The 20637-nt window shown below is 71.1% G+C and carries 20 protein-coding genes; 10 read left to right on the top strand and 10 right to left on the bottom strand.

Annotated features, from left to right (window positions below; translation table 11 throughout):
* Positions 1-132 precede the first annotated feature (132 nt).
* Positions 133-1557 (top strand): sigma-54-dependent transcriptional regulator, encoded by a 1425-nt coding sequence (locus tag G472_RS0127335; RefSeq protein ID WP_029010934.1) that lies wholly within the window; start codon positions 133-135, stop codon positions 1555-1557.
* A 296-nt stretch (positions 1558-1853) separates the two neighbouring features.
* Complete coding sequence (locus tag G472_RS0127330) at positions 1854-2063, top strand: cold-shock protein (protein ID WP_029010933.1); 210 nt, start codon at positions 1854-1856, stop codon at positions 2061-2063.
* Here G472_RS0127330 and G472_RS37670 read toward each other — a convergent pair.
* On the bottom strand, positions 2053-5043 hold the full coding sequence (locus tag G472_RS37670; protein WP_051341390.1) for a response regulator: 2991 nt from the start codon (positions 5041-5043) through the stop codon (positions 2053-2055). The genes G472_RS0127330 and G472_RS37670 overlap by 11 nt on opposite strands.
* An 86-nt stretch (positions 5044-5129) precedes the next feature.
* Here G472_RS37670 and G472_RS0127320 point away from each other — a divergent pair, with 86 nt between their 5' ends.
* The 3 genes from G472_RS0127320 to fabF all read left to right on the top strand — a co-directional run bounded on the left by G472_RS0127320 (position 5130) and on the right by fabF (position 7819).
* Complete coding sequence (locus tag G472_RS0127320) at positions 5130-5870, top strand: SAM hydrolase/SAM-dependent halogenase family protein (protein WP_029010932.1); 741 nt, start codon at positions 5130-5132, stop codon at positions 5868-5870.
* Between the two features lie 147 nt (positions 5871-6017).
* Positions 6018-6527, top strand: coding sequence for a winged helix-turn-helix transcriptional regulator (locus G472_RS35960; protein WP_084536924.1), 510 nt, complete (start codon positions 6018-6020; stop codon positions 6525-6527).
* A 26-nt stretch (positions 6528-6553) separates the two neighbouring features.
* On the top strand, positions 6554-7819 hold the full coding sequence (fabF, locus tag G472_RS0127310) for a beta-ketoacyl-ACP synthase II (RefSeq protein WP_029010931.1): 1266 nt from the start codon (positions 6554-6556) through the stop codon (positions 7817-7819).
* Positions 7820-7881: 62 nt separating this feature from the next.
* Here fabF and G472_RS35955 read toward each other — a convergent pair whose 3' ends face one another.
* The 4 genes from G472_RS35955 to G472_RS0127290 all read right to left on the bottom strand — a co-directional run bounded on the left by G472_RS35955 (position 7882) and on the right by G472_RS0127290 (position 9963).
* Positions 7882-8259 carry a response regulator gene (locus G472_RS35955; protein WP_245593595.1) on the bottom strand — a complete coding sequence of 126 codons (378 nt, stop codon included), beginning with the start codon at positions 8257-8259 and terminating at the stop codon, positions 7882-7884.
* Positions 8260-8363: 104 nt separating this feature from the next.
* On the bottom strand, positions 8364-9017 hold the full coding sequence (locus tag G472_RS0127300) for an HAD family hydrolase (RefSeq protein ID WP_029010929.1): 654 nt from the start codon (positions 9015-9017) through the stop codon (positions 8364-8366).
* Positions 9018-9048: 31 nt separating this feature from the next.
* Positions 9049-9351: a hypothetical protein gene (locus G472_RS0127295; RefSeq protein ID WP_029010928.1), complete on the bottom strand. Its 303-nt coding sequence runs from the start codon at positions 9349-9351 to the stop codon at positions 9049-9051.
* Positions 9352-9528: 177 nt separating this feature from the next.
* Positions 9529-9963, bottom strand: a complete 435-nt coding sequence (locus G472_RS0127290) for a Fur family transcriptional regulator (protein WP_029010927.1) — start codon at positions 9961-9963, stop codon at positions 9529-9531.
* Between the two features lie 181 nt (positions 9964-10144).
* Here G472_RS0127290 and G472_RS0127285 point away from each other — a divergent pair, with 181 nt between their 5' ends.
* The gene (locus G472_RS0127285) at positions 10145-11023 is read left to right on the top strand and encodes a transglutaminase family protein (protein WP_029010926.1); all 879 of its coding nucleotides are present in this window, start codon (positions 10145-10147) and stop codon (positions 11021-11023) included.
* A gap of 41 nt (positions 11024-11064) precedes the next feature.
* Positions 11065-12306, top strand: a complete 1242-nt coding sequence (locus G472_RS35950; protein ID WP_245593594.1) for an ATP-binding protein — start codon at positions 11065-11067, stop codon at positions 12304-12306.
* Positions 12307-12311: 5 nt separating this feature from the next.
* On the opposite strand, the gene dnaJ is transcribed toward G472_RS35950, so the two are convergent.
* A complete protein-coding gene (gene dnaJ, locus G472_RS0127275) occupies positions 12312-13463 on the bottom strand; it encodes a molecular chaperone DnaJ (RefSeq protein WP_029010925.1) in 1152 nt (383 codons plus the stop codon).
* Between the two features lie 126 nt (positions 13464-13589).
* Positions 13590-15518 carry a molecular chaperone DnaK gene (gene dnaK, locus G472_RS0127270; RefSeq protein WP_029010924.1) on the bottom strand — a complete coding sequence of 643 codons (1929 nt, stop codon included), beginning with the start codon at positions 15516-15518 and terminating at the stop codon, positions 13590-13592.
* A gap of 636 nt (positions 15519-16154) precedes the next feature.
* On the opposite strand from dnaK, the gene G472_RS0127265 reads away from it, so the two are divergent.
* Complete coding sequence (locus tag G472_RS0127265) at positions 16155-16358, top strand: hypothetical protein (protein ID WP_029010923.1); 204 nt, start codon at positions 16155-16157, stop codon at positions 16356-16358.
* Between the two features lie 22 nt (positions 16359-16380).
* On the opposite strand, the gene G472_RS0127260 is transcribed toward G472_RS0127265, so the two are convergent.
* The gene (locus tag G472_RS0127260) at positions 16381-16869 is read right to left on the bottom strand and encodes a hypothetical protein (RefSeq protein WP_245593593.1); all 489 of its coding nucleotides are present in this window, start codon (positions 16867-16869) and stop codon (positions 16381-16383) included.
* A 60-nt stretch (positions 16870-16929) separates the two neighbouring features.
* On the opposite strand from G472_RS0127260, the gene G472_RS0127255 reads away from it, so the two are divergent.
* Positions 16930-17832 (top strand): DUF1848 domain-containing protein, encoded by a 903-nt coding sequence (locus G472_RS0127255; RefSeq protein ID WP_029010921.1) that lies wholly within the window; start codon positions 16930-16932, stop codon positions 17830-17832.
* Positions 17833-18031: 199 nt separating this feature from the next.
* Positions 18032-19513: a PAS domain-containing methyl-accepting chemotaxis protein gene (locus G472_RS0127250; protein WP_029010920.1), complete on the top strand. Its 1482-nt coding sequence runs from the start codon at positions 18032-18034 to the stop codon at positions 19511-19513.
* A gap of 9 nt (positions 19514-19522) precedes the next feature.
* Here G472_RS0127250 and G472_RS0127245 read toward each other — a convergent pair whose 3' ends face one another.
* On the bottom strand, positions 19523-19888 hold the full coding sequence (locus tag G472_RS0127245; protein ID WP_029010919.1) for a response regulator: 366 nt from the start codon (positions 19886-19888) through the stop codon (positions 19523-19525).
* Between the two features lie 77 nt (positions 19889-19965).
* Positions 19966-20601: a nucleotide exchange factor GrpE gene (gene grpE / locus G472_RS0127240; protein ID WP_029010918.1), complete on the bottom strand. Its 636-nt coding sequence runs from the start codon at positions 20599-20601 to the stop codon at positions 19966-19968.
* Positions 20602-20637 lie beyond the last annotated feature (36 nt).

The following is a 20637-nucleotide window of genomic DNA, read 5'->3' as shown; positions in this document are numbered from 1 at the left end:
CGATAGCGAAGGTTAGCGATTCTTTCACTCTTCCTGTGCCCAATTCGTTCTGAACCGGATTCACAGGATGAATCCGTGCCGGCCGTGGCCACCACGCCGGCGTCGCCTTGCCATCGACCACCACCCGGGATCATGGACGCACACACCGATACCGTTCTTCTGGTCGAGGACACGCCGTCCCTGGCGCGGGTCTATGCCGAGTATCTGCGCAAGGACGGCCATCGCGTCGTCAGCGTCGACACCGGGGCCGCCGCCCTGGCGGCGCTGGCCGACGGGGCGCCGCGCATCGTGCTGCTCGACCTTCAGCTTCCGGACATGCACGGCATGGACGTGCTGAAGCATGTGGAGACGCAGGGGCTTCCCTGCGCGGTGGTGATCATCACGGCCCATGGGTCCGTCAACGTGGCGGTCGAGGCGATGCGCCACGGCGCCTACGACTTCCTGGTCAAGCCCTTTTCGGCCGACCGTCTGGCCATCACCGTGCGCAACGCGTTGGAACGCCTGCGCCTGTCGCAGATCGTCGACACCTGGCAGGGCGACCTGGCGCGGGCGCGCTTCCATGGCTTCATCGGCTCGTCGCTTGCCATGCAGGCGGTCTACCGGATCATCGACAGCGCCGCCTCGTCCCGCGCCACGGTGTTCATCACCGGTGAATCCGGCACGGGCAAGGAGGTCTGCGCCGAGGCCATCCACCGCCAGAGCCCGCGCCGCGACCGGCCCTTCGTCGCCATCAACTGCGGGGCCATCCCCAAGGACCTGATGGAGAGCGAGATCTTCGGCCACACCAAGGGCTCCTTCACCGGTGCGGTGGCCGACCGCGAGGGCGCGGCCGGGCGCGCCGACGGCGGCACCCTGTTCCTGGACGAGATCTGCGAGCTGGAAGCCAACCTCCAGACCAAGCTGCTGCGCTTCATCCAGACCGGCACCTTCATGCCGGTGGGCGGGACCAGGCTGGAGAAGGTCGACCTGCGCATCATCTGCGCCACCAACCGCGATCCGCTGCGCGAGGTGGAGGAAGGCCGCTTCCGCGAAGACCTCTATTATCGCCTGCACGTCATCCCCATCCACCTGCCGCCGCTGCGCGAGCGGGAGGACGATGTGAGCGACATCGCCCGCAATTTCCTGCTGGAGTACGGCCGCGAGGAAGGAAAGGGCTTCGTCCGCTTCGACCCCCGGGCGGAGGCGGTGCTGCGGGCCTATCACTGGCCCGGCAACGTCCGCCAGCTCCAGAACGTGGTGCGCAACATCGTCGTGCTGCACGACGGCGACACGGTGACGCCGGCCATGCTGCCGCCGCCCCTGGCCGTCCCCGCCGGCGCCCCGCCCGCGGCGGCGACCGCGGCGCCCCCGGTTGCCGGCGGCGCAACCCCGGCGGCCCCGCCGGCCACCTCGTCGCGGCACCGCATCCGGCCGCTCTGGGAGGTGGAGAAGGACGTCATCGAGGAGGCCATCGCCGCCTGCGACGGCAACATACCCCGCGCCGCCGCCCTGCTGGAGATCAGCGCCTCGACCATCTACCGCAAGCGCCTGGCCTGGCAGGCGGAAGGCAAGCTCTAGGACCTCCGGCGCCGTCACGAATACGCACGAGACTCCGCCATGCACAGCACAGATCGTTTCGAAAGCGTATCCGTTTCATGGCCAAGTCGGTGCGGGACTGTTCCGGTGGCGCCTATTTCCTTGCGGCCACACACCGGTCATTTGGCATAGACCGGCACGACCTCTTGCCCGGCGGGGACGGGGGCGTTTAGCCTCGGGTCATGCCGTCTCCGTCGGCGAACCGGCGGCGGCGGCGCGGGCCGGCCGGTCACACGCCCGGCCCGCTCCCACCGACCACGGAGCCAGGAGAACGCTCAATGGCCACCGGCACCGTCAAATGGTTCAACACCACGAAGGGCTACGGCTTCATCGAGCCGGAAGGCGGCGTCAAGGACGTGTTCGTGCACATCACCGCGGTGCAGCGGTCGGGACTGCGCGGCCTGCTGCAGGGCCAGCGCGTCCATTACGAGGTGGCGCGCGGCAACAACGGCAAGGACGCCGCCGTGAACATCCTGGTCATGGAATGAGGGAATCGGCCGCCGGCTCGCCGTCCAGCAGGCCGCGGGCCCGGTAGGCGGCCTCCGCCTCGACCGCCAGCACGGTCACGTCGCGCCGCGCCGCGGCGATGGCCGGGGCGTCGTCGGCCCGGCAGGCCAGTTCGAGGGCGCGCGCGCGCGCCGACAGCCGCGTCGCCCCGAAGGTGGCGGCGGTGCTCTTCAGGGTGTGGGCCTGCGCCAGCAGGGTGCGCCGGTCGGTCTGGTCATCGGCGATCCGGGCGGCGGCGGCACGGGTTTCCCCGACGAACTGGCGCACCAGTTCCCCCAGCAGATCCGGATCGATGTCGGCGGCAAGCTGGTCGAGCACCCCCTCGTCGAGGGTGTCGGCGCGGGGACCGCCGGATGCCCCGCCCGGGGCGCCATCCGCCGCCGGCTCCGGCGCCCCGCCCGGTGCGGCGGCAAGCCAGCGCGCGACCGTGTCCAGCAGGTGGGCGCGGTCGACGGGCTTGGCGATGTGGTCGTTCATGCCGGCGGCCAGGCAGCGTTCGCGGTCGCCTTCCATGGCGTCGGCGGTCATGGCGACGATGGGCAGCGTGCCGGCCGGCGGCGGCATGGCGCGCAGGGCGCGCGTCGCCGCCAGCCCATCCATCTCCGGCATGGCGATGTCCATCAGGATGAGGTCGTAGGGCAGCGTCCGCGCCGCTTCCACCGCTTCCAGGCCGTTGGCGGCGACGTCGACCTGGTAGCCGGCGGCTCGCAGGAAAGCCACGGCGACCAGTTGGTTGGTCGGGCTGTCCTCGGCCAGCAGGATGCGGCGTACGGCCCCGCCGCCCGAGGCGGGACCGGCGGGGACCGCGGGTGCCCGGGCCGGCGGGCCGGATGCGCCGTCGGCACCCAACGCCGTCAGCAGGCGCGCCTGCAGCACCGGCTTGACCAGAACCGCCGCCAGGCCGAGGTTGCGGGCGTCCGGCGCATGGCCGACCAGCGCCATCAGGACGCAACAGCGCACGCCGCCCCGCCGCAGGGCGGGCAGCAGCTCCGCGAGACCATCGTTGCCGTCGGGCACCGCGCCCGGCACGGCGGCCGGTACCGCATTGGTGTCGATCAGCGCCGTGTCCGGGCCGGACGGCGCGGTCCCGACCGCGGCCCGGGCGGCGGCGGCATCGCCTGCCTCGGTGACCGCAGCACCCCAGGAGCGGAGCTGGTCGGCCATCGTCCGGCGGCTGACCGGCTCGGCATCGACCAGCAGCACGCTCCGCCCGGCCAGCGGCGGCGGCGGCGCCACCGCCCCCGGCACGGCGTCGAACGGCAGGACGAACCAGAAGCGGCTGCCCCGGCCGGGGGCGCTGTCGAAGCCGATGGTCCCGCCCATTGCCTCGACCAGCCGCTTGGAGATGGCCAGCCCCAGCCCGGTGCCGCCGTAGCGGCGCGACAGCGTGGGGGCGACCTGCGTGAACTCGGTGAACAGGGAGGGCTGTGCCTCCGGCGGGATGCCGATTCCGGTGTCGTGCACCTCGAACCGCAGCCGCACGGTGCCGGCACCGGGCTCCGGATCGGCAGCCTGCGGATCGGCGGTGTCCGCATCGATGGCCACGCGCACGCCCACACCGCCGGCCTCGGTGAACTTCACGGCGTTGCCCGCGAGGTTGAGCAGCACCTGGCGCAGCCGCCCGGCGTCGCCGCGCACCGCCGGCGGCAGGTCGCCGGGAACGCAGGCGGCCAGCGCGATCCCCTTGGCGGTGGCGCGGGCGGCCAGCAGGCTCACCACGCTCTCCACCACGGCGACCGGGGAGAAGCGGTTGGACTCCATCGTCAGCTTGCCCGCCTCCATCTTCGACAGATCGAGGATGTCGTTGAGGATGGTCAGCAGCACCTCGCCCGATTCGCGTGCGGTCTGGGCGTAGAGGCGCTGATCCTCGCCCAGCGGCCCGTCCAGCAGCAGCCCGATGGTGCCGAGCACGCCGTTGAGCGGGGTGCGCAGCTCGTGGCTGATCATGCGCAGGAAGTCCGACTTCGCCTGGCTGGCCTGCTCCGCCTGTTCCTTGGCGAGGCGGAGCTGCGCTTCGGCCTGCCGGTGGGCGGTGATGTCGTGGGCCGAGACGATGGTGACCGGCCGTCCGTGGTGGGTGGTGTGGCGGGTCTCGCCCTCGACGATGCGACGGGTGCCGTCGGGGCGGCGGCAGGTGATCTCGAAGCGTCCCTCGCGCCGGTTGGCCAGGCGCTCGCGCGCCCGGTCATGGTCCTCCGCCGCCACCAGCGCCAGCAGCGGCATGCCCACCAGCTCCTCCGTCGGGCGGGCGACCAGGGCGGCGGCGGCCCGGTTGGCGTCCACCACGATGCCGTTCTCGTGCACCACGATGGCGTCCGTCGCGGCGTCCGACAGCTTGCGGAACCGCTCCTCGCTCTCGCGCAGTTCCTCCTCGCGCCGCTTCAGTTCGGTGATGTCGGTGTGGATGGCGACGAAGCCGCCGTCGGCCGTCCGCCGCTCGTTCACCTTCAGCCAGCGCCCGTTTCCCAGGCGCTGCTCCAGCGGCCGCAGAGGAATGCGGTGATGACGCAGCCGTTCGGCGATCCACGTCTGCGGATCGGCGGCGTTGCAGTCGGCGTACTGGCCGCGCTCGGCGCCGGCCAGCAGCAGGTCGCGGAAGGCGATGCCCGGCGGAATCGGCCCGCTCATGGCGTAGAAGCGCCGGAACGGCTCGTTGCAGACGACCAGCCGGTCGTCGGCGTCGAACAGGGCGAAGCCCTCCTCGATGGTTCCGATCGCCTCGGCCAGGCGGTGCTCGGCGGCGCTGGCCCGGGCAGCGGCGGCTTCCGCGGCCGAGCGGCGGCGCACCATCATCATCACCAGCAGACCCCCGGCCGCCACCGCCCCGGCCATCGCCCACAGCGCGTCCCGGAGCGGGGCGTTGACGGCGTCGTGCAGGGCATGACCGAAGGCGGCAGCGGCCAGCACGAGAGCGGCCGGAAGCAGCAGGCGCTGACGCAGTCGGCCGGGCGGAAGGGGCATGGCTGGGGCGATCGGTTGCCGAGGACCGGGGGATTCTAGATCATCATGCGTTTCCCGGTATACGCATGATCTCCGGAATGACCCTCATGATCGTACTGTTCACCGATTTCGGCCCCGCCGGCCCCTACGTCGGGCAGATGAAGGCCGTGCTGGCGCAGGGCGCGCCCGGCGTGCCGGTCATCGACCTGCTGGCCGACGCGCCGGCCTTCGATCCGCAGCTCTCTGGCTGCCTGCTGGCCGCCTACGCGCCGGAGTTCCCGGCCGGCGCCGTCTTCCTGTGCGTCGTGGATCCCGGCGTCGGCACCGACCGCCCGGCGCTGGTCGCGGAGGTGGACGGCCGCCGCTTCGTCGGGCCGGACAACGGCCTGTTCGCCCTGATCGTGCGCCGCGCCGCGGCGGTGCGTGCCTGGCGGATCGATTGGCGGCCCCGGCGCCTGTCCGCCAGTTTCCACGGCCGCGACCTGTTCGCCCCCGTGGCGGCGCGGCTGGCCACCGGCGGCGAACCCGGCGTTGCCGTCGCCGCCACGCCGCTCGATCCGGCGGCGGTCGACCGCCCGGACTGGCCCGACGATCCGCCGCGCGTCGCCTATGTGGACGTCTACGGCAACGCCGTCACCGGTGTGCGCGCCGGCACGTTGCCGGCGGACGCGGCACTGCTGGCCGGTGGCCGGAGGGTGCTGCGCGGCCGCACCTTCGCCGACGTGCCGCCGGGCGAAGCTCTTTGGTACGAGAACTCCAGCGGCCTGGCCGAAATCGCGGTCAATCGCGGCCGCGCCGACCGGGCGCTGGGCCTGGCGGTGGGTGACGGAATCGGCATCGCCCCCTGAACAGGGGCACAGGGCCATCCCGGCCGCGGCACGCCGCCGTCGGTCACTTGCATGATGAAACCAAACCTGCTATACCGGCTTTCATCATGCAAGTGACCGACCCCGCCGGCATGCCGGCCCGTCCCCGCAACGCCGCAAACCCGCCCCATGCACCGCAAGAGCTTTGACGACATGGGATGCCCCGTCGCCCGCAGCCTGGAGCGGGTCGGCGAGTGGTGGAGCATCCTCATCCTGCGCGATGCCCTGCGCGGGCTCAGCCGCTTCGACGAGTTTCGCGAGAGCCTGGGCATCGCACCGAACATGCTGAGCCGGCGCCTCGCGTCGCTGGTGGAGAACGGGCTGCTCGAACGCCGCCGCTACAGCGTGCGGCCGCCGCGCTACGCCTATGTGCCGACGGCGGCCGGGCGTGATTTCCTGCCGGTGATCGCCGCCCTGTTCGCCTGGGGCAACCGGCACTGCGCGCCGGAGGGGCCGACCTTCCTGCTGGTCGATGCGGTGACGGGCGCTCCCGTCGACCCCCTGGTCGTCGACCGCCACACCCACACCCCGATCGCCGCCGGCACCGTCCGTCTCGCCGCAGCGTCCGCCCCCATCCCGAACGATGACACCCCGAACGATGACGTCCCGGCTGTCCCCGGCAAGGAGCAAACGACGTGAGTGACCCAAGCAGCAGCGTTTCCGGATTGCGCCGGGTCGTGGTCACCGGCATGGGGATGGTCGGCCCCCTCGGCCTCGGCGTCGAGCGGACCTGGAGCCGGCTGCTCGCCGGTGAATCCGGCATCCGCGCCATCGCCGGAGTCGATGCCGACGATCTGCCCTGCCGGATTGCCGGGCAGGTCCCCCCGGGACCGGCGGCGGAGGGCGGCTTCACGGCCGAGGAATGGGTTCCCGCCAGGGAGCGCAAGAAGATGGGCCGGTTCATCGTCCTGGCCCTGGCCGCCGCGGCCGAGGCGCTGGACGACGCCGGCTGGCATCCGCAGACGGAGCGGGATCAGGTGCGCACCGGGGTGATGATCGGCTCCGGCATCGGCGGCCTGGCGGAGATCGCCGAAGGCGCCGTGGACCTGCACGAGCGGGGGCCGCGCCGCATCTCTCCCTTCTTCATTCCGGCCAACCTGATCAACCTGGCGTCGGGACACGTGTCGATCCGCCACGGTCTCAAAGGTCCGAACCACGGGATCGTCACCGCCTGTTCCACCGGCGCCCACGCCATCGGCGAGGCGGCGCGCAGCATCGCGCTGGGGACCGCCGACGTGATGGTGGCCGGGGGCACCGAGGCCGCGGTCTGCCGGCTCAGCCTGGCCGGCTTCGCGGCGAGCCGGGCGCTGTCCACCGCCCGGAACGACGCCCCTTCGCAGGCGTCGCGGCCGTGGGACCGGCAACGCGACGGGTTCGTCATGGGCGAAGGCGCCGGCATCCTGGTGCTGGAGGAGCGCGGCCACGCTCTGCGGCGCGGCGCCACGGTCCATGCCGAACTGCTGGGCTACGGCGCCTCGGGCGACGCCCACCACATCACCGCCCCGGCCGAGGACGGTGACGGTGCGGTGCGGGCCATGGCGGCCGCCCTGGCGATGGCCGGGCTGCCGGCGGACGCCGTCGACTACATCAACGCCCACGCCACGTCGACCCCGGCCGGCGATCCCGTCGAGATCGCCGCGGTCCGCCGCCTGTTCGGCGATCACGCGACGAACGGGCTGGCGCTGTCGTCGACCAAATCCTCCACCGGCCATCTGCTCGGCGCCGCCGGCAGCGTCGAGGCGATCTTCACCATCCTCAGCCTGCGCGACCGGATCGCTCCGCCCACGCTGAACCTGGAGGAGCCGTCGCCGGAGTGCGCGGACATGGACCTGGTGCCCCTGCGGGCCGGGACCCGGCGCATCCGCTACGCCCTGTCGAACTCGTTCGGATTCGGCGGAACGAACGCGGCGCTGCTCTTCGGCCCCGGGTGACGCGCGCTCAGGACGACCGGACCGCGGTGTTCCGCCGTCACGCAGGCTCCGGCCAGGATGCGTCAGGCCGCGGCGGCCAGGCAGCGGTCGAGCTGGCCCGGGTCGACCGGGCGACGCAGGACGGGAAAGGCGTCGCCGGTCACCAGGTCCGGCCGGCTGGAGGTGAGGATCACGCGGGTGTGGGGTGCCACGATGGGCACCAGGGCGGCGATGCGCTCGCCGTCGCAGCCGTCCAGGGTGCGGCGCAGCAGCGCCAGTTCGGGAAGCAGTTCGCCGATGAGGGCCAGAGCGGCGGGGCCGTCGGACGCTTCGTGGACGGCGTAGCCGCAGCCGGTGAGATGGCGGGCCAGGGCGGATCGCTGGTCCGGGTCGTCGTCGGCCACCACGGCCAGCGGGCGGCCCGCCATGGACACGCCGGACGGCAGGTCGATGCTGAACACCCCTCGCCCCCCGCTGGTTGCTGCACGGCGATGCGGTAGCACACTCTGACCTTGGGCGTAAATCGTCCGGCCGAGCGGCAGGGTGCGGCGAATGGACCGGCGGCTCAGCGGATCTTCACAACCACCTTGCGGTCGAGCAGGGCCAGCATGGGGCGGTCACTGGGGTGGTTGCCATAGCCCCAGGTCTCGGCGAAGGGGCCATGGGCGGCGATCCAGGCGCGCACGCGCGTCGCCTTGTCGGCGCGCACACAGTTGCCGGTGCACAGGGCGCCGGTCAGGCGGCCGTCCGCCACCTCCATGCCGGTGGCCAGCAGATCGTCCACCTCCAGCCCGCGCAGCAGGACGGGCATGTAGACGTCCAGCGCGCCGGTCGCCACCACCACCCGGCGGCCGGCGCGGCGGTGCTGGTGCAGGGCCTCCAGCGACGGGCCGTACCAGCGCAGGCGGCCGGCCAGCCGTTCCGCCGCGGCATGGGCGTCGGCCAGCGGCAGCCCGCGCAGGGTGCGCTTCAGCAGCACGGCCTTCACCGACCCGCGGAAGTCGCAGCCCGGCCCGCGCCCGCGCAGATGGCGGTGGCAGGCGGACCGCAGCGCATCGGCCAGCGCCAGATGGGCGCGCCGGCGACCGATCACCTCGGCCACGAACATCAGCAGGCTGTCGCCGTGGATCAGCGTGCCGTCGAAGTCGAAGAACGCGGCGCCGTGGTGCGGCTGCGCCGCCGGCCCGGCCGGCCGCTCGGAGTGGGTCAGGGTCGCCATGGGTCGGGTGTATCAGAAAGCGCACCGCGCGTCAGTGCAGGAGATGGACCGGCGCCGGCGAATCGCCCTCCTCTTCGGCCGGCCCGTCGTCGGCATCGATCGGACTGTCGTCGGGATCGTCACCGGGATCCTCGTCCATGCCGACGGCGTCGTCAGCGAAATCCTCCAGCGCTTCGTCGAGGCCCCGGCGCAGGGCCGAGATCTGCTCCAGCACGGCGGCGGTGTGGCGTTCGAGAAGCCGCAGCCGCTCTTCCAGCCGGTCGAGGCGGTCGTTCGCCCGTTCCTGCAAGCCGTCGAGCCGGCGGACGAGGGTGTCGTAGCGTGCATCGTCCATGGGTCGGGGTCCCCGCGTCGCCGTCAAAGCCATCACCCTGATGCTGGCCCCGGCCGCGCCCCCTGCCCACCCCCGCAGGCGGCGCACCCCGCAAGCGCCCCGCCCCGTCCGGCCGCCCGCGGAGCCGCCCGTCCGGATGATCCCCGACGGCTGCCCCCGCGACCGGCCGGCCGCCGGTCAGTTCACCCCGCCCTCCGTGCCGCTGCGGCCGAGCGGAACGGCGTACAGTTCCAGCCGGTGGCCGACCAGGCGGTAGCCCAGTTCGCGGGCGATGGCCTCCTTCAGCCGTTCGAGTTCGTCGTTGGTGAACTCGACCACCTCGCCCGATTCGAGGTTGATGAGGTGATCGTGATGCTCCTCCCGCTTCTCCTCATAGCGGGCCCGCCCGTCGCCGAAATCGAGGCGGTCGATGACCTGGGCGTCCTCGAACAGCCGCATCGTCCGGTACACGGTGGCGATGGAGATGCGCGGATCGAGGGCGGCCGCGCGGCGGTGCACCTCCTCCACGTCGGGGTGATCGGTCGATTCCGACAGCACGCGCGAGATCACGCGGCGCTGGTCGGTCATCTTCAATCCCTTCTGGGCGCAGATCTCTTCGATGCGCGAGGACATGGTTCTCTTTTCCCAACCCTTCCTGGCCCTATTTCTTATGCCGCCCGAAGGCGCTTCGGGGCAAGGCCGAGTCCCCTGGTAAAGATAGACCGCACGGAACCATTCTCAAACACTTGCGTTGCGCGACGGCCGCGCCGCAGGCCCGGAACCGTCCGCCCACGCCGCCGAAAGCCAGGCAATCATGACCATCCTGTCCGTCTGTCACACCACCACCTACCGCTACACCGAACCGGTGCGATTCGGTGAGCACCGGCTGATGTTCCGGCCGCGCGACAGCCACGACCTGCGGCTGATCGACACGCTGCTGGTCACCAGCCCGCCCGCGGAGGTGCGCTGGCTGCACGACGTGTTCGGCAACTCCATCGCCATCGCCCGCTTCTCTGAAGACGCGCCGGAGCTGCGAATCGAGAGCCGCATCCGTCTGGAACCCTTCACGGCCGAGACCCCGGATTTCCCGGTGGAGGAGTACGCCCGCACCTACCCCTTCAGCTATTCCGCCGAAGAGGTGCCGGACCTGGGCCGCACCATGGAGCGCCACTATCCCGATCCCGAGCACCTGGTGGACGCCTGGGCCAAGGAGTTCGTCCGGGGCGACGACGGGGTGCCCGACACCCTGGACCTGCTGGTGCGCATGACCCGCACCATCAAGGAGACCTTCACCTACGCCGCCCGCGAGGAGGAGGGCACGCAGAGCCCGGTGGACACGCTGACCGGCCGCAGCGGAAGCTGCCGCGACTTCGCGCTGCTGATGATGGAGGCGGTGCGCAGCCTGGGCTTCGCCGCCCGATTCGTCACCGGCTATCTCTACGATCCCGCCCGCGACGGTGCGCCCGGCCTGGTCGGCGGCGGCGCCACCCACGCGTGGATGCAGACCTACCTTCCCGGCGCCGGCTGGGTGGAGTTCGATCCCACCAACGGCATCGTCGGCGGCCGCAACCTGATCCGCGTGGCGGTCACCCGCGACCCGGCGCAGGCGGTGCCCCTGTCGGGGAGCTGGATCGGAACGCCGGGGAGCTATCTCGGGATGACGGTTGACGTGCAGGTGACATCCGAAGATTAGACGGCAGCGATTCCGTCACATTCGAATGGTACTGTGGCGCCATGATCAACCCGGCACCCATCATCGACGAGATGCGAACGGCTGCGGCGGCGCCCTTCGACGAGGATGCCGCGTTCACCGCCGCACGCCTGGTGCGGGCGGTGGCCCCGGCATCGCCGGACACGCCGGGGCAGGAGGTGGTCGAACGGTTCGTCGCCGACCCCGGCCTGCACGCCGTCGCCGTGGTCGATCACGGACGGGTGGTCGGCCTGGTCGATCGCGCCGGCCTGCTGACCACCTTCGCCCGGCCCCTGATGAGCGATCTCTACGGCCGCCGGCCGATCCGCCTGCTGATGGACGCGGAGCCCCTGGTGGTCGATGCGGCGCTGACGCTGGGCGAGGTCGGCCAGCGCATCGCCGGCGAAAAGCCGGAGGCGCTGGCCTGCGGCTTCGTCATCACCGAAGGCGGGCGGTACCGCGGCGTGGCGTCGGCCATGGACCTGATGGCCTCGTCGGTGGAGCAGGCCGACGTTCGCGCCCGCCAGGTGGAGGAGGCCCGCGCGGCGGCGGAAGCGGCCAACCGCGCCAAGACCGCCTTCCTCGCCAACATGAGCCACGAGATCCGCACGCCGCTCAACGCCATCATGGGCTTCGCGGAGATCCTGCAGCAGGAGATGGTGGGGCCCCTGGGCAGCGACATCTACCGCGAGTACGCCGGCGACATCGTCGAGAGCGGGCGCCACCTCATGCAGCTCATCGACGACCTGCTCGACCTGTCGAAGGCGGAGGCCGACAAGCTGGACCTGCACGAGGCGCCGGTGGACGCCGGCCGTATCGCCCACGGCTGCATCCGGCTGCTGAGCGAGCGCGCCGCCCGCGCCCGCGTCCATCTGGCCCTCGACATACCGCGCGACCTGCCGCCGCTGTGGGCCGACGAGCGCAAGCTGCGCCAGATGGTCCTGAACCTGCTGTCCAACGCGGTGAAGTTCACGCCCGTCGGGGGCACGGTGACGCTGACCGGCGGGCTTGCCGCCGACGGCGCCCTGCGCGTGGCCGTCGCCGACACCGGCGTCGGCATGACGCCGGCCGAACTGGCGCAGGCCATGGAGCCCTGGGGGCAGGTGCACAGCGCGCTCAACCGCCGCCACGTCGGCACCGGCCTCGGTCTGCCGCTGACCCGCCGCCTGGTGGAACTGCACGGCGGCGCGCTGGAAACGGACAGCGAGCCCGGACGGGGCACCGTGATGACGCTGGTCTTCCCGGCGGAGCGGGTGCAGGCCCGGGCGGACGCCGACCGGGCCTGATCGCCCTATTCCTTCAGGTCCGCCCACAGCTCCTTCACCTTGGCGAAGAAGCCTTCGGACTGGGGATGGCTGCCTTCCTTGCCGGCCTTCTCGAACTCGCGCAGCAGTTCGGTCTGGCGCTTGGTCAGGTTGACCGGGGTCTCCACCACCGCCTGGATGTACATGTCGCCGCGGTGCGGGCTGCGCAGCACCGACATGCCCTTGCCCTTCAGGCGGAACTGGTGGCCGGTCTGGGTGCCCGCCGGCACCGAGATCTTGGCCCGGGTGCCGTCGATGGTCGGCACCTCCACCGTGCCGCCCAGCGTCGCCGTCACCATGGGGATGGGCACGCGGCAGTGGATGTTGGCACCGTCGCGCTGAAACAGCGGGTGCGGCGCCACCGCCAGGAAGATGTAGAGGTCGCCCGGCGGCGCGCCGCGCAGGCCCGCCTCGCCCTCGCCGGCCAGGCGGATGCGGGTGCCGTCCTCGACGCCGGCGGGGATGTTGACCTGCAGGGTCTTCTCCCGCCGCTGGCGCCCGGCGCCGCCGCAGGCCTTGCAGGCGTCCTTGATGATGCGGCCCTGGCCATGGCAGGCCGGACAGGTGCGCTCGATGGTGAAGAAGCCCTGCTGCGCGCGCACCTTGCCGTGGCCGGCGCAGGTGGGGCAGGTGACGGGCTGGGTGCCCGCCGCGGCGCCGGAGCCGTTGCACGACTCGCACACCACCGTGGTGGGGACGCGCACCGTGCTCTGGGAGCCCTTGAAGGCGTCCTCCAGGGAGATTTCCAGGTTGAAGCGCAGGTCCTGGCCGCGGCCCGATGCCGCACCGGCGCCGCCGCGCCGTCCCCCCATGAACTCCCCGAACATCTCGTCGAAGATGTCGGCGAAACCGCCGCCGAAGTCGAAGCCGCCGAAGCCGGCCCCCTGCCCCGCGCCGGGGCCGCCGCGCCCGCCTTCGAAGGCGGCGTGGCCGAAGCGGTCGTAGGCCGCGCGCTTCTGCTCGTCCTTCAGGACGTCATAGGCTTCGTTGATTTCCTTGAATTTGTGCTCGGCCTCCGCGTCCCCCGGGTTGCGGTCGGGGTGGTACTGCATCGCCAGCTTGCGGTACGCCTTCTTGATCTCGTCCGGGCTGGCGGTCCTGGCCACGCCGAGCAGTTCGTAATATTCCTGTTTCGCCATGGGGCTTCGAACGCCTCGCCTCTGTCAAACGGCCGGAGGCGGGCCGCCCCGGCCGCCCCGGCCCGCCCGCGGGATGCGCGGACGGGCCGGGGGGTATAGCACGGGCCCGGACGGGCCGGCGTGACGTTACGCCGACTTCTTCTTGTCGTCGTCCACTTCTTCGAAGTCGGCGTCGACCACGCCCGGCTCGCCCTGCCGGGCCTCGCCGGCGGCCGCACCCGCCGCACCGCCGGCCGCCGCGCCGTCGCCCTGGCCGGCCTTGTACATGGCCTCGCCCAGGCGCATGGACACCTGCGCCAGCGCGTCGGTCTTCGCCTTCACGGCGGCGGCGTCCTCACCCTCCATGGCGGTCTTCAGTTCGGCGATCGCCTTCTCCGCGGCCTCCTTGTCGGCGGCCGGGATCTTGTCGCCGCCGTCCTTGATGGTCCGCTCGGTGGTGTGGATCAGGGCGTCGGCGTGGTTGCGGGCGTCCACCATTTCGCGCCGCTTGCGATCCTCCTCGGCGTGGGCCTCGGCGTCCTTGACCATCTTCTGGATGTCGGCGTCCGACAGGCCGCCCGATGCCTGGATGCGGATCTGCTGCTCCTTGCCCGTGGCCTTGTCCTTGGCGCCGACGTTGACGATGCCGTTGGCGTCGATGTCGAAGGTCACCTCGATCTGCGGCACGCCGCGCGGGGCGGACGGGATGCCCACCAGGTCGAACTGGCCCAGCAGCTTGTTGTCGGCGGCCATCTCGCGCTCGCCCTGGAAGACGCGGATGGTCACCGCGGTCTGGCTGTCCTCGGCGGTCGAGAAGACCTGGCTCTTCTTGGTGGGGATCGTGGTGTTGCGGTCGATCAGGCGGGTGAACACGCCACCCAGCGTCTCGATGCCCAGCGACAGCGGGGTCACGTCGAGCAGCAGGACGTCCTTCACCTCACCCTTCAGCACGCCGCCCTGGATGGCGGCGCCGATGGCGACCACCTCGTCCGGGTTGACGCCGCGGTGCGGCTCGCGGCCGAAGAACTGCTTCACCGCGTCGAAGACCTTGGGCATGCGGGTCATGCCGCCGACCAGGATCACCTCGTCGATCTGCGACGCCTTGAGCCCGGCGTCCTTCAGGGCCGCCTGGCAGGGGCCCATGGTGCGCTGGATCAGGTCGTCGACCAGGGCTTCCAGCTTGGCGCGGGTCAGCTTGATGTTGAGGTGCTTGGGGCCGGACTGGTCGGCGGTGATGAAGGGCAGGTTCACCTCGGTCTGCGCGGTCGAGGACAGCTCGATCTTCGCCTTCTCCGCGGCCTCCTTCAGGCGCTGGAGGGCGAGGCGGTCCTTGCGCAGGTCGATGCCCTGCTCCTTTCGGAACTCGTCGGCCAGATACTCGATGATGCGGGCGTCGAAGTCCTCACCGCCCAGGAACGTGTCGCCGTTGGTGGACTTCACCTCGAACACGCCGTCGCCGATCTCCAGGATGGAGACGTCGAAGGTGCCGCCGCCCAGGTCGTACACGGCGATGGTGCCGCTGCCCTTCTTCTCCAGGCCGTAGGCCAGCGCGGCGGCCGTCGGCTCGTTGATGATGCGCAGCACCTCAAGGCCGGCGATGCGGCCGGCGTCCTTGGTGGCCTGGCGCTGGGCGTCGTTGAAGTAGGCCGGCACCGTGATGACCGCCTGGGTCACCTTCTCGCCGAGATAGTTCTCCGCCGTCTCCTTCATCTTGCCGAGGATGAAGGCGCTGATCTGGCTCGGGCTGTACCGCTTGTCGAACGACTCCACCCAGGCGTCGCCGTTGTCGCCGGAGATGATCTTGTAGGGGACGAGACCCTTGTCCTTCTCGGTCAGCGGATCGTTGTAGCGGCGGCCGATCAGGCGCTTGATCGCGAAGAAGGTGTTCTCGGGGTTGGTGACCGCCTGACGCTTGGCCGGCTGGCCGACCAGCCGCTCACCGTTCTGGGCGAAAGCGACCATCGACGGCGTGGTCCGCGCACCCTCGGCATTCTCGATCACCTTGGCGGAGGAACCCTCCATCACGGCGACGCAGGAGTTGGTGGTGCCGAGGTCGATGCCAATGACTTTGCTCATGTGTAACCTCTGTTGTCCGGCAGATCCGGGGCGGCCCTCTCGAACCGGCACCGCCCGGGTCCCCATGGGATTCGAAGGAAGGGGTCGGAGAATTGCGTCGGTTCGCCGGAGATATAGGCAGGTCGGTCAAGCCATGCAACGCCCCGCATCGGTCGCGCGGCGGTTCCCCGTGGCGGTTCGCCGCAGCCGTCCGGACACGCGGGGCGGCGGCAGGTCACGCCGCAGGGCGCAACAAAGGAACCGGTTCGCGGCAGGAGAGAACCCGGAACACACGAAGATATGCCGCGTATATAACCGGGTATTCACGCACGCGTATGATAGAGGGGTGATTCACCACAGTACCCATGTCAGGATTTGTCAAAGCAGCAAAGAACTTAATATTCTGTTAACAGGTCGTGGCGTGACTTCACTGTCTGAACAACTTCCGGTGGATGACTTTTACTGCCGCCAACAGGAATCAAGTGATGAAAGCGTCTGCGCAATATGGTATAGCCATGACACGTTTGGTGCCGCGCCCGGCCCTTCCCGTCGGGTTTCCGGTGATGACCGATTTCCGGCAGAGCCGGAGTCCGGGCCCTGCCTCCGGAATCGCGCGCCACCGTGCGGCGAGCAACCGATTCATTTAAGGTGACCACGATGAAGGAAGATCGGCGCGGCGTGGCGCTTGCCATCAAGTCCTGCCTCGACAGCCTGAAGGACGACGCCTCCAAGTGTGAGCTGGACGATCTGGCACGCTTTCTCAGCCTGGCCGCCCTGGCGGCGGAGGAAGCGGCCCTCGCGCATGATCCCGCCACCATGGGCTTCTCCGGTTACTACGCCGGCGGCGCCGGCCACTGCTGAGTCCGTCCGGCCGCGGCCGCGCCTACAGGAGGTCCGCGGTGCGGATCGCCTCGTCCAGCGCGGCCAGCGTGGTCACGTAGGGTTCCCGCCCGTCGCAGGACGCGGGCAGCGCGAAGCTGAACATCGCCACGCGGACGCGCCCGGCGCGCTCCGCCCCGACCAGCCACAGATAGTGACTTTCGGCCTCGCCGCTCTCCTCGCTCCGCCCCACCAGGACGGCCCGCGCCAGGGTCGCCCCGTCGCCGCGCGGCTCCACCGCCCGGTCGCTGACCCGGACATCGTCGGGCCGGACGAACCGCATCGTCATCTCATGCAGCACCGCCGCCGCGCTGTCGCCGGAGCGGGGCGTGCGCTCGTCGGCCAGCAGCCGCAGCACGCCGGCCCCGTCCGCCGCCGGGCGGAACACCGCCACGTCGTGGCCCTCCGCCCGTTCGGCCAGCACGATCCAGTCCGGCGGAATGCGCAGGCGCACCCGGTTCTCCCATTCCACGCTGCGCCATCCGTCCGTCATCGCCATATCCTTGGTCCTTCGTTCCCTGCCCATCCCCGCACCAGGCCCGCCGCCCGGCCCATGATCGTCTCCGCCAGCTACCGCACCGACATCCCCGCCTTCTACGGCCGCTGGTTCCTCAACCGGCTGGCCGCGGGATACGCCTGCGTCGCCAACCCCTACGGCGGGCGGCCGGCGCGGGTGGACCTGACGCCGGCCGCGGTCGACGGCTTCGTGTTCTGGACGCGCAACCTGGCGCCCTTCGGCGAGTCCCTCGACGCGGTCGACCGGCTGGGCCTGCCGTTCGTGGTCCAGTATAGCCTGACCGGCCTGCCGCGCGCGCTGGAACGCTCGGTCACGGCGCCCGACGCGGCGATTGCCGCCATGGGTGCGGTGCGCCGGCACCGGGGGGTGCGGGCGGTGGTGTGGCGGTACGACCCCATCGTCATCACGACCCTGACACCGCCGGACTGGCACCGCGCCACCTTCGCCCGCCTGGCGGCGGCGCTGAAGGGGATCACGGACGAGGTGGTGGTGTCCTTCCTGCAACCGTACCGGAAGACCATGCGCAACCTGGACGCCGCGGCGCGCGCCCGCGGCTTCGCCTGGCGCGACCCGGAGGCGGACGAGAAGCGGGCGCTGCTGGCCGATCTGGCGGCAACGGCGGCGGAGCATGGCATGGTCCTGACCCTGTGCACCCAGCCGGACCTGACCGGGGTGCCGGGCACCGCCCCGGCGCGCTGCGTCGACGCGCGCCGCCTGGCCGACGTCGCCGGCCGGCCGCTGGAGGCCCGAACCCGCGGGAACCGCCCCGGCTGCCTGTGCGCCGAGAGCCGTGACATCGGAGCCTACGATAGCTGCCCGCACGGCTGCGCCTACTGCTACGCCGTCGCCGACCGCGATCGCGCCGCCGCCCGCCACCGCGCTCACGACCCGGACGGCGCGTTCCTGTTCAGCCCGGGCGCCGGGGCGACGCTCGGCTAGCACGTTTCGTACAGAATACGTTGAGGAAGATTACCCTACGTGCGTATATTTCCTTGTATTGCGAGTAATTATCAGTTTTTGTCCAGTCCATACTATGAACAATCGCCTTGAATCCGTCACTGTACGCATGTTTACTTATTGACCCCTCAGCGTTTCATATGCTCGTATGTCGCCCCGGTTGTCTGTGAGGCGGCACGTCATGGGATTTCTGTTTTCGCGCAAGGACCGGACCCTTGCCGATATGATGGCGGTGGTGGACGGTCTGTCGGGCAGCGTCATGGTTGCCGACCGGGATCTCACCATCCGGTACGTCAACCCCGCCGCCCGGGCGCTGCTGAAGGAGGCCGAGGCCGAGATCCGCAAGGATCTTCCGCGGTTCAGCGCGGACAACCTGGTGGGCCACAGCATCGACGAGTTCCACGCCCGCCCGGCGCACCAGCGCGGGGCTCTCGCGAACCTCGACAAGCCGCTGACCGCGACGATCCGCGTCGGCGGACGCCCCTTCGACTTGCGCGTCGTGCCGCTGCGGCGCGGCGGACGGACGGACGGCTTCATGGTCGAATGGTCCGACGCCCGGCTTCGCATCCTCAACGCGGACTACAAGGCGCAGATGGACGCCATCCGCCGGTCCGGCGCGGTGATCGAGTTCTCGACGGACGGGCTGGTTCTCGAGGCCAACGAGAACTTCCTCAAGGTGATGGGCTACACGCTGGCCGAGGTGAAGGGCCAGCATCATGGCCTGTTCGTCGATCCCGCCCACCGCGCCGGCCGCGACTACGAACAGTTCTGGGAGGCGTTGCGGCGCGGCGAGTACAAGGCGGGGCAGTACCGCCGCATCGGCAAGGGCGGCCGGACGGTGTGGATCGAGGGGTCGTACAACCCGATCTTCGGCGCCGACGGCACGGTGACCCGCGTCGTCAAGTTCGCCACCGACGTGACGCGGCAGGCCGAACTCCTGGCTGATCTCAAGACGTTGATCGACAGGAACTTCGGCGAGATGGACCGGGGCATCGACCGCAGCCGGGACGAGGCCCGCGCCGCCGCCGGGGCGGCGCACGAGACGTCGGTCAACGTCCAGACCGTGGCCGCCAGCGCCGAGGAACTGGCCGCGTCCATCGCCGAGATCACCCGCGCCATGGCGGACGCCCGCGCCGCCACCGAGGAAAGTGCAGCCCGGGCGGCACGGGTCGGGGAGAGCACCGAGCGCCTGGCCAACGCCGCCCGGGCGATGAACGGGATCGTCGCGCTGATCCAGTCCATCGCCGGGCAAATCAACCTGCTGGCGCTGAACGCCACGATCGAGGCGGCGCGCGCCGGCGACGCCGGGCGGGGCTTCGCGGTCGTCGCCACGGAGGTCAAGAACCTCGCCAATCAGGCGGCGCAGGCGACGGAGCGCATCTCGCAGGAGATCGACGGCATCCAGGGCACCTCGGCCGAGGTGGCGGGGGCGCTGACCGCCATCCGCGACGCGGTGATCACGGTGCGCGAGCATGTGGCCGCCACCGCCTCGGCCATCGAGGAGCAGAGCGCGGTCACCCGTGGCATGTCCGAGGGCATGCAGGCGGCGTCGGTCGCCGTGGGCACCATCGCGTCCAGCGTCGCGGCGATCACCGATGCGGTGGACGAGGCCGCCGGTGCGGTGAACCGCACCCGCTCCGCCGCCGAGGTCCTGGTGCGCTGATCTCCCCCGTCAGGGACAGACCTTGCGCACCGTCTCGATCAGCTTGTCGGGGTTGAACGGCTTGACCAGCCAGCCGGTGGCGCCGGCCTCGCGGCCCGCCGCCTTCTTGGCGGGATCGGCCTCGGTGGTCAGCAGCAGCACCGGTGTGGCGCGGTTGGCGGTGCCGGAGCGGATGGCGCGGGTCAGGGCCAGACCGTCCATGCCCGGCATGTTGAGGTCGGTGATGATGCAGTCGAACTTCTGCCGCCCCGCCGCCGCCAGCCCGGCGGCGCCGTCCGGCGCCTCGTGCACGGCGTAGCCGGCCCCCTTCAGGGTGAAGGAGACCATGTCGCGGATGGTCTTGGAATCGTCGACGGTCAGGATGCTCTTGGCCACGGTGATGGGGCTCCCGCAACAGGCCGGAAAGGTGGGACCGGAAATGCGGCGCGGGGGACGGCCCCGCGCCGCGGCGGTCAGGCTTTGGTGTCGACGCGCCCGCCGCCGGCCTCCTCGGCGCCCGCCTTGGCGACGCCGACCATGGCTTCGCGCAGCAGACGGCCGTGGATGGTGTAGCCGGCCTGGAGCACCTGGACGATGGTGCCGGCGGGCTTGCCGGTGTTCTCGATCTCGAACATCACCTGGTGGAAGTTGGGATCGAAGACCTCTCCCAGCGGCTCCATCTTGCGGATGCCGGCGCGCTCGAAGGCGCCCAGGAGCTGGCGTTCCGTAGCCTCGACGCCGACGGCAAGGCTCTTGAGCATGTCGTCGCCCTGCCCCTCCGCCGGGACGGACTCCAGCGCCCGGCGCAGGTTGTCGGCGACCGCCACCAGGTCCTTGGCGAAGCTCGCCACGGCGAACTTGGAGGCGTCCTCGCGCTCGCGCTGGGCGCGGCGGCGGGTGTTCTCCGTCTCGGCCATGGCGCGCAGAAGCTGGTCCTTCAGGCCGGCGACCTCCGCCTCCAGCCGGGCGGTGCGGTCGTCCGGCGCTGCGGATGCGGTGCCTTCGGTCGCAGCGGCGGCGGTTTCGGGGCCGGCGGCGGGCCGGTCGGCAGCGGGCTGGCCGTCGGTGCCGGTCCCGGCGTCGGTGGGCTTCTTGTCGGACTCGCTCATGGTGTCTCTCGGTATGGGTTTTCTCTATGCGGTCGG

The organism is Azospirillum halopraeferens DSM 3675, assembly GCF_000429625.1.
GTDB lineage: Bacteria > Pseudomonadota > Alphaproteobacteria > Azospirillales > Azospirillaceae > Azospirillum > Azospirillum halopraeferens.
This window is presented reverse-complemented; position numbering and strand designations above follow the sequence as displayed.

Excerpts from the sequence above, each read along its gene's own strand:
- G472_RS37670 (WP_051341390.1), bottom strand. The coding sequence starts at position 5,043 with ATGCCCCTTCCGCCCGGCCGACTGCGTCAGCGCCTGCTGCTTCCGGCC.
- G472_RS0127250 (WP_029010920.1), top strand. The coding sequence starts at position 18,032 with ATGGGATTTCTGTTTTCGCGCAAGGACCGGACCCTTGCCGATATGATG.
- G472_RS0127265 (WP_029010923.1), top strand. The coding sequence starts at position 16,155 with ATGAAGGAAGATCGGCGCGGCGTGGCGCTTGCCATCAAGTCCTGCCTC.
- G472_RS0127300 (WP_029010929.1), bottom strand. The coding sequence starts at position 9,017 with ATGGCGACCCTGACCCACTCCGAGCGGCCGGCCGGGCCGGCGGCGCAG.
- G472_RS0127260 (WP_245593593.1), bottom strand. The coding sequence starts at position 16,869 with ATGACGGACGGATGGCGCAGCGTGGAATGGGAGAACCGGGTGCGCCTG.
- G472_RS0127255 (WP_029010921.1), top strand. The coding sequence starts at position 16,930 with ATGATCGTCTCCGCCAGCTACCGCACCGACATCCCCGCCTTCTACGGC.
- G472_RS0127295 (WP_029010928.1), bottom strand. The coding sequence starts at position 9,351 with ATGGACGATGCACGCTACGACACCCTCGTCCGCCGGCTCGACGGCTTG.
- G472_RS0127330 (WP_029010933.1), top strand. The coding sequence starts at position 1,854 with ATGGCCACCGGCACCGTCAAATGGTTCAACACCACGAAGGGCTACGGC.
- grpE (WP_029010918.1), bottom strand. The coding sequence starts at position 20,601 with ATGAGCGAGTCCGACAAGAAGCCCACCGACGCCGGGACCGGCACCGAC.
- G472_RS0127290 (WP_029010927.1), bottom strand. The coding sequence starts at position 9,963 with ATGTCCTCGCGCATCGAAGAGATCTGCGCCCAGAAGGGATTGAAGATG.
- G472_RS35950 (WP_245593594.1), top strand. The coding sequence starts at position 11,065 with ATGATCAACCCGGCACCCATCATCGACGAGATGCGAACGGCTGCGGCG.
- dnaK (WP_029010924.1), bottom strand. The coding sequence starts at position 15,518 with ATGAGCAAAGTCATTGGCATCGACCTCGGCACCACCAACTCCTGCGTC.
- G472_RS0127320 (WP_029010932.1), top strand. The coding sequence starts at position 5,130 with ATGATCGTACTGTTCACCGATTTCGGCCCCGCCGGCCCCTACGTCGGG.
- G472_RS0127285 (WP_029010926.1), top strand. The coding sequence starts at position 10,145 with ATGACCATCCTGTCCGTCTGTCACACCACCACCTACCGCTACACCGAA.
- G472_RS0127335 (WP_029010934.1), top strand. The coding sequence starts at position 133 with ATGGACGCACACACCGATACCGTTCTTCTGGTCGAGGACACGCCGTCC.
- dnaJ (WP_029010925.1), bottom strand. The coding sequence starts at position 13,463 with ATGGCGAAACAGGAATATTACGAACTGCTCGGCGTGGCCAGGACCGCC.
- G472_RS35960 (WP_084536924.1), top strand. The coding sequence starts at position 6,018 with ATGCACCGCAAGAGCTTTGACGACATGGGATGCCCCGTCGCCCGCAGC.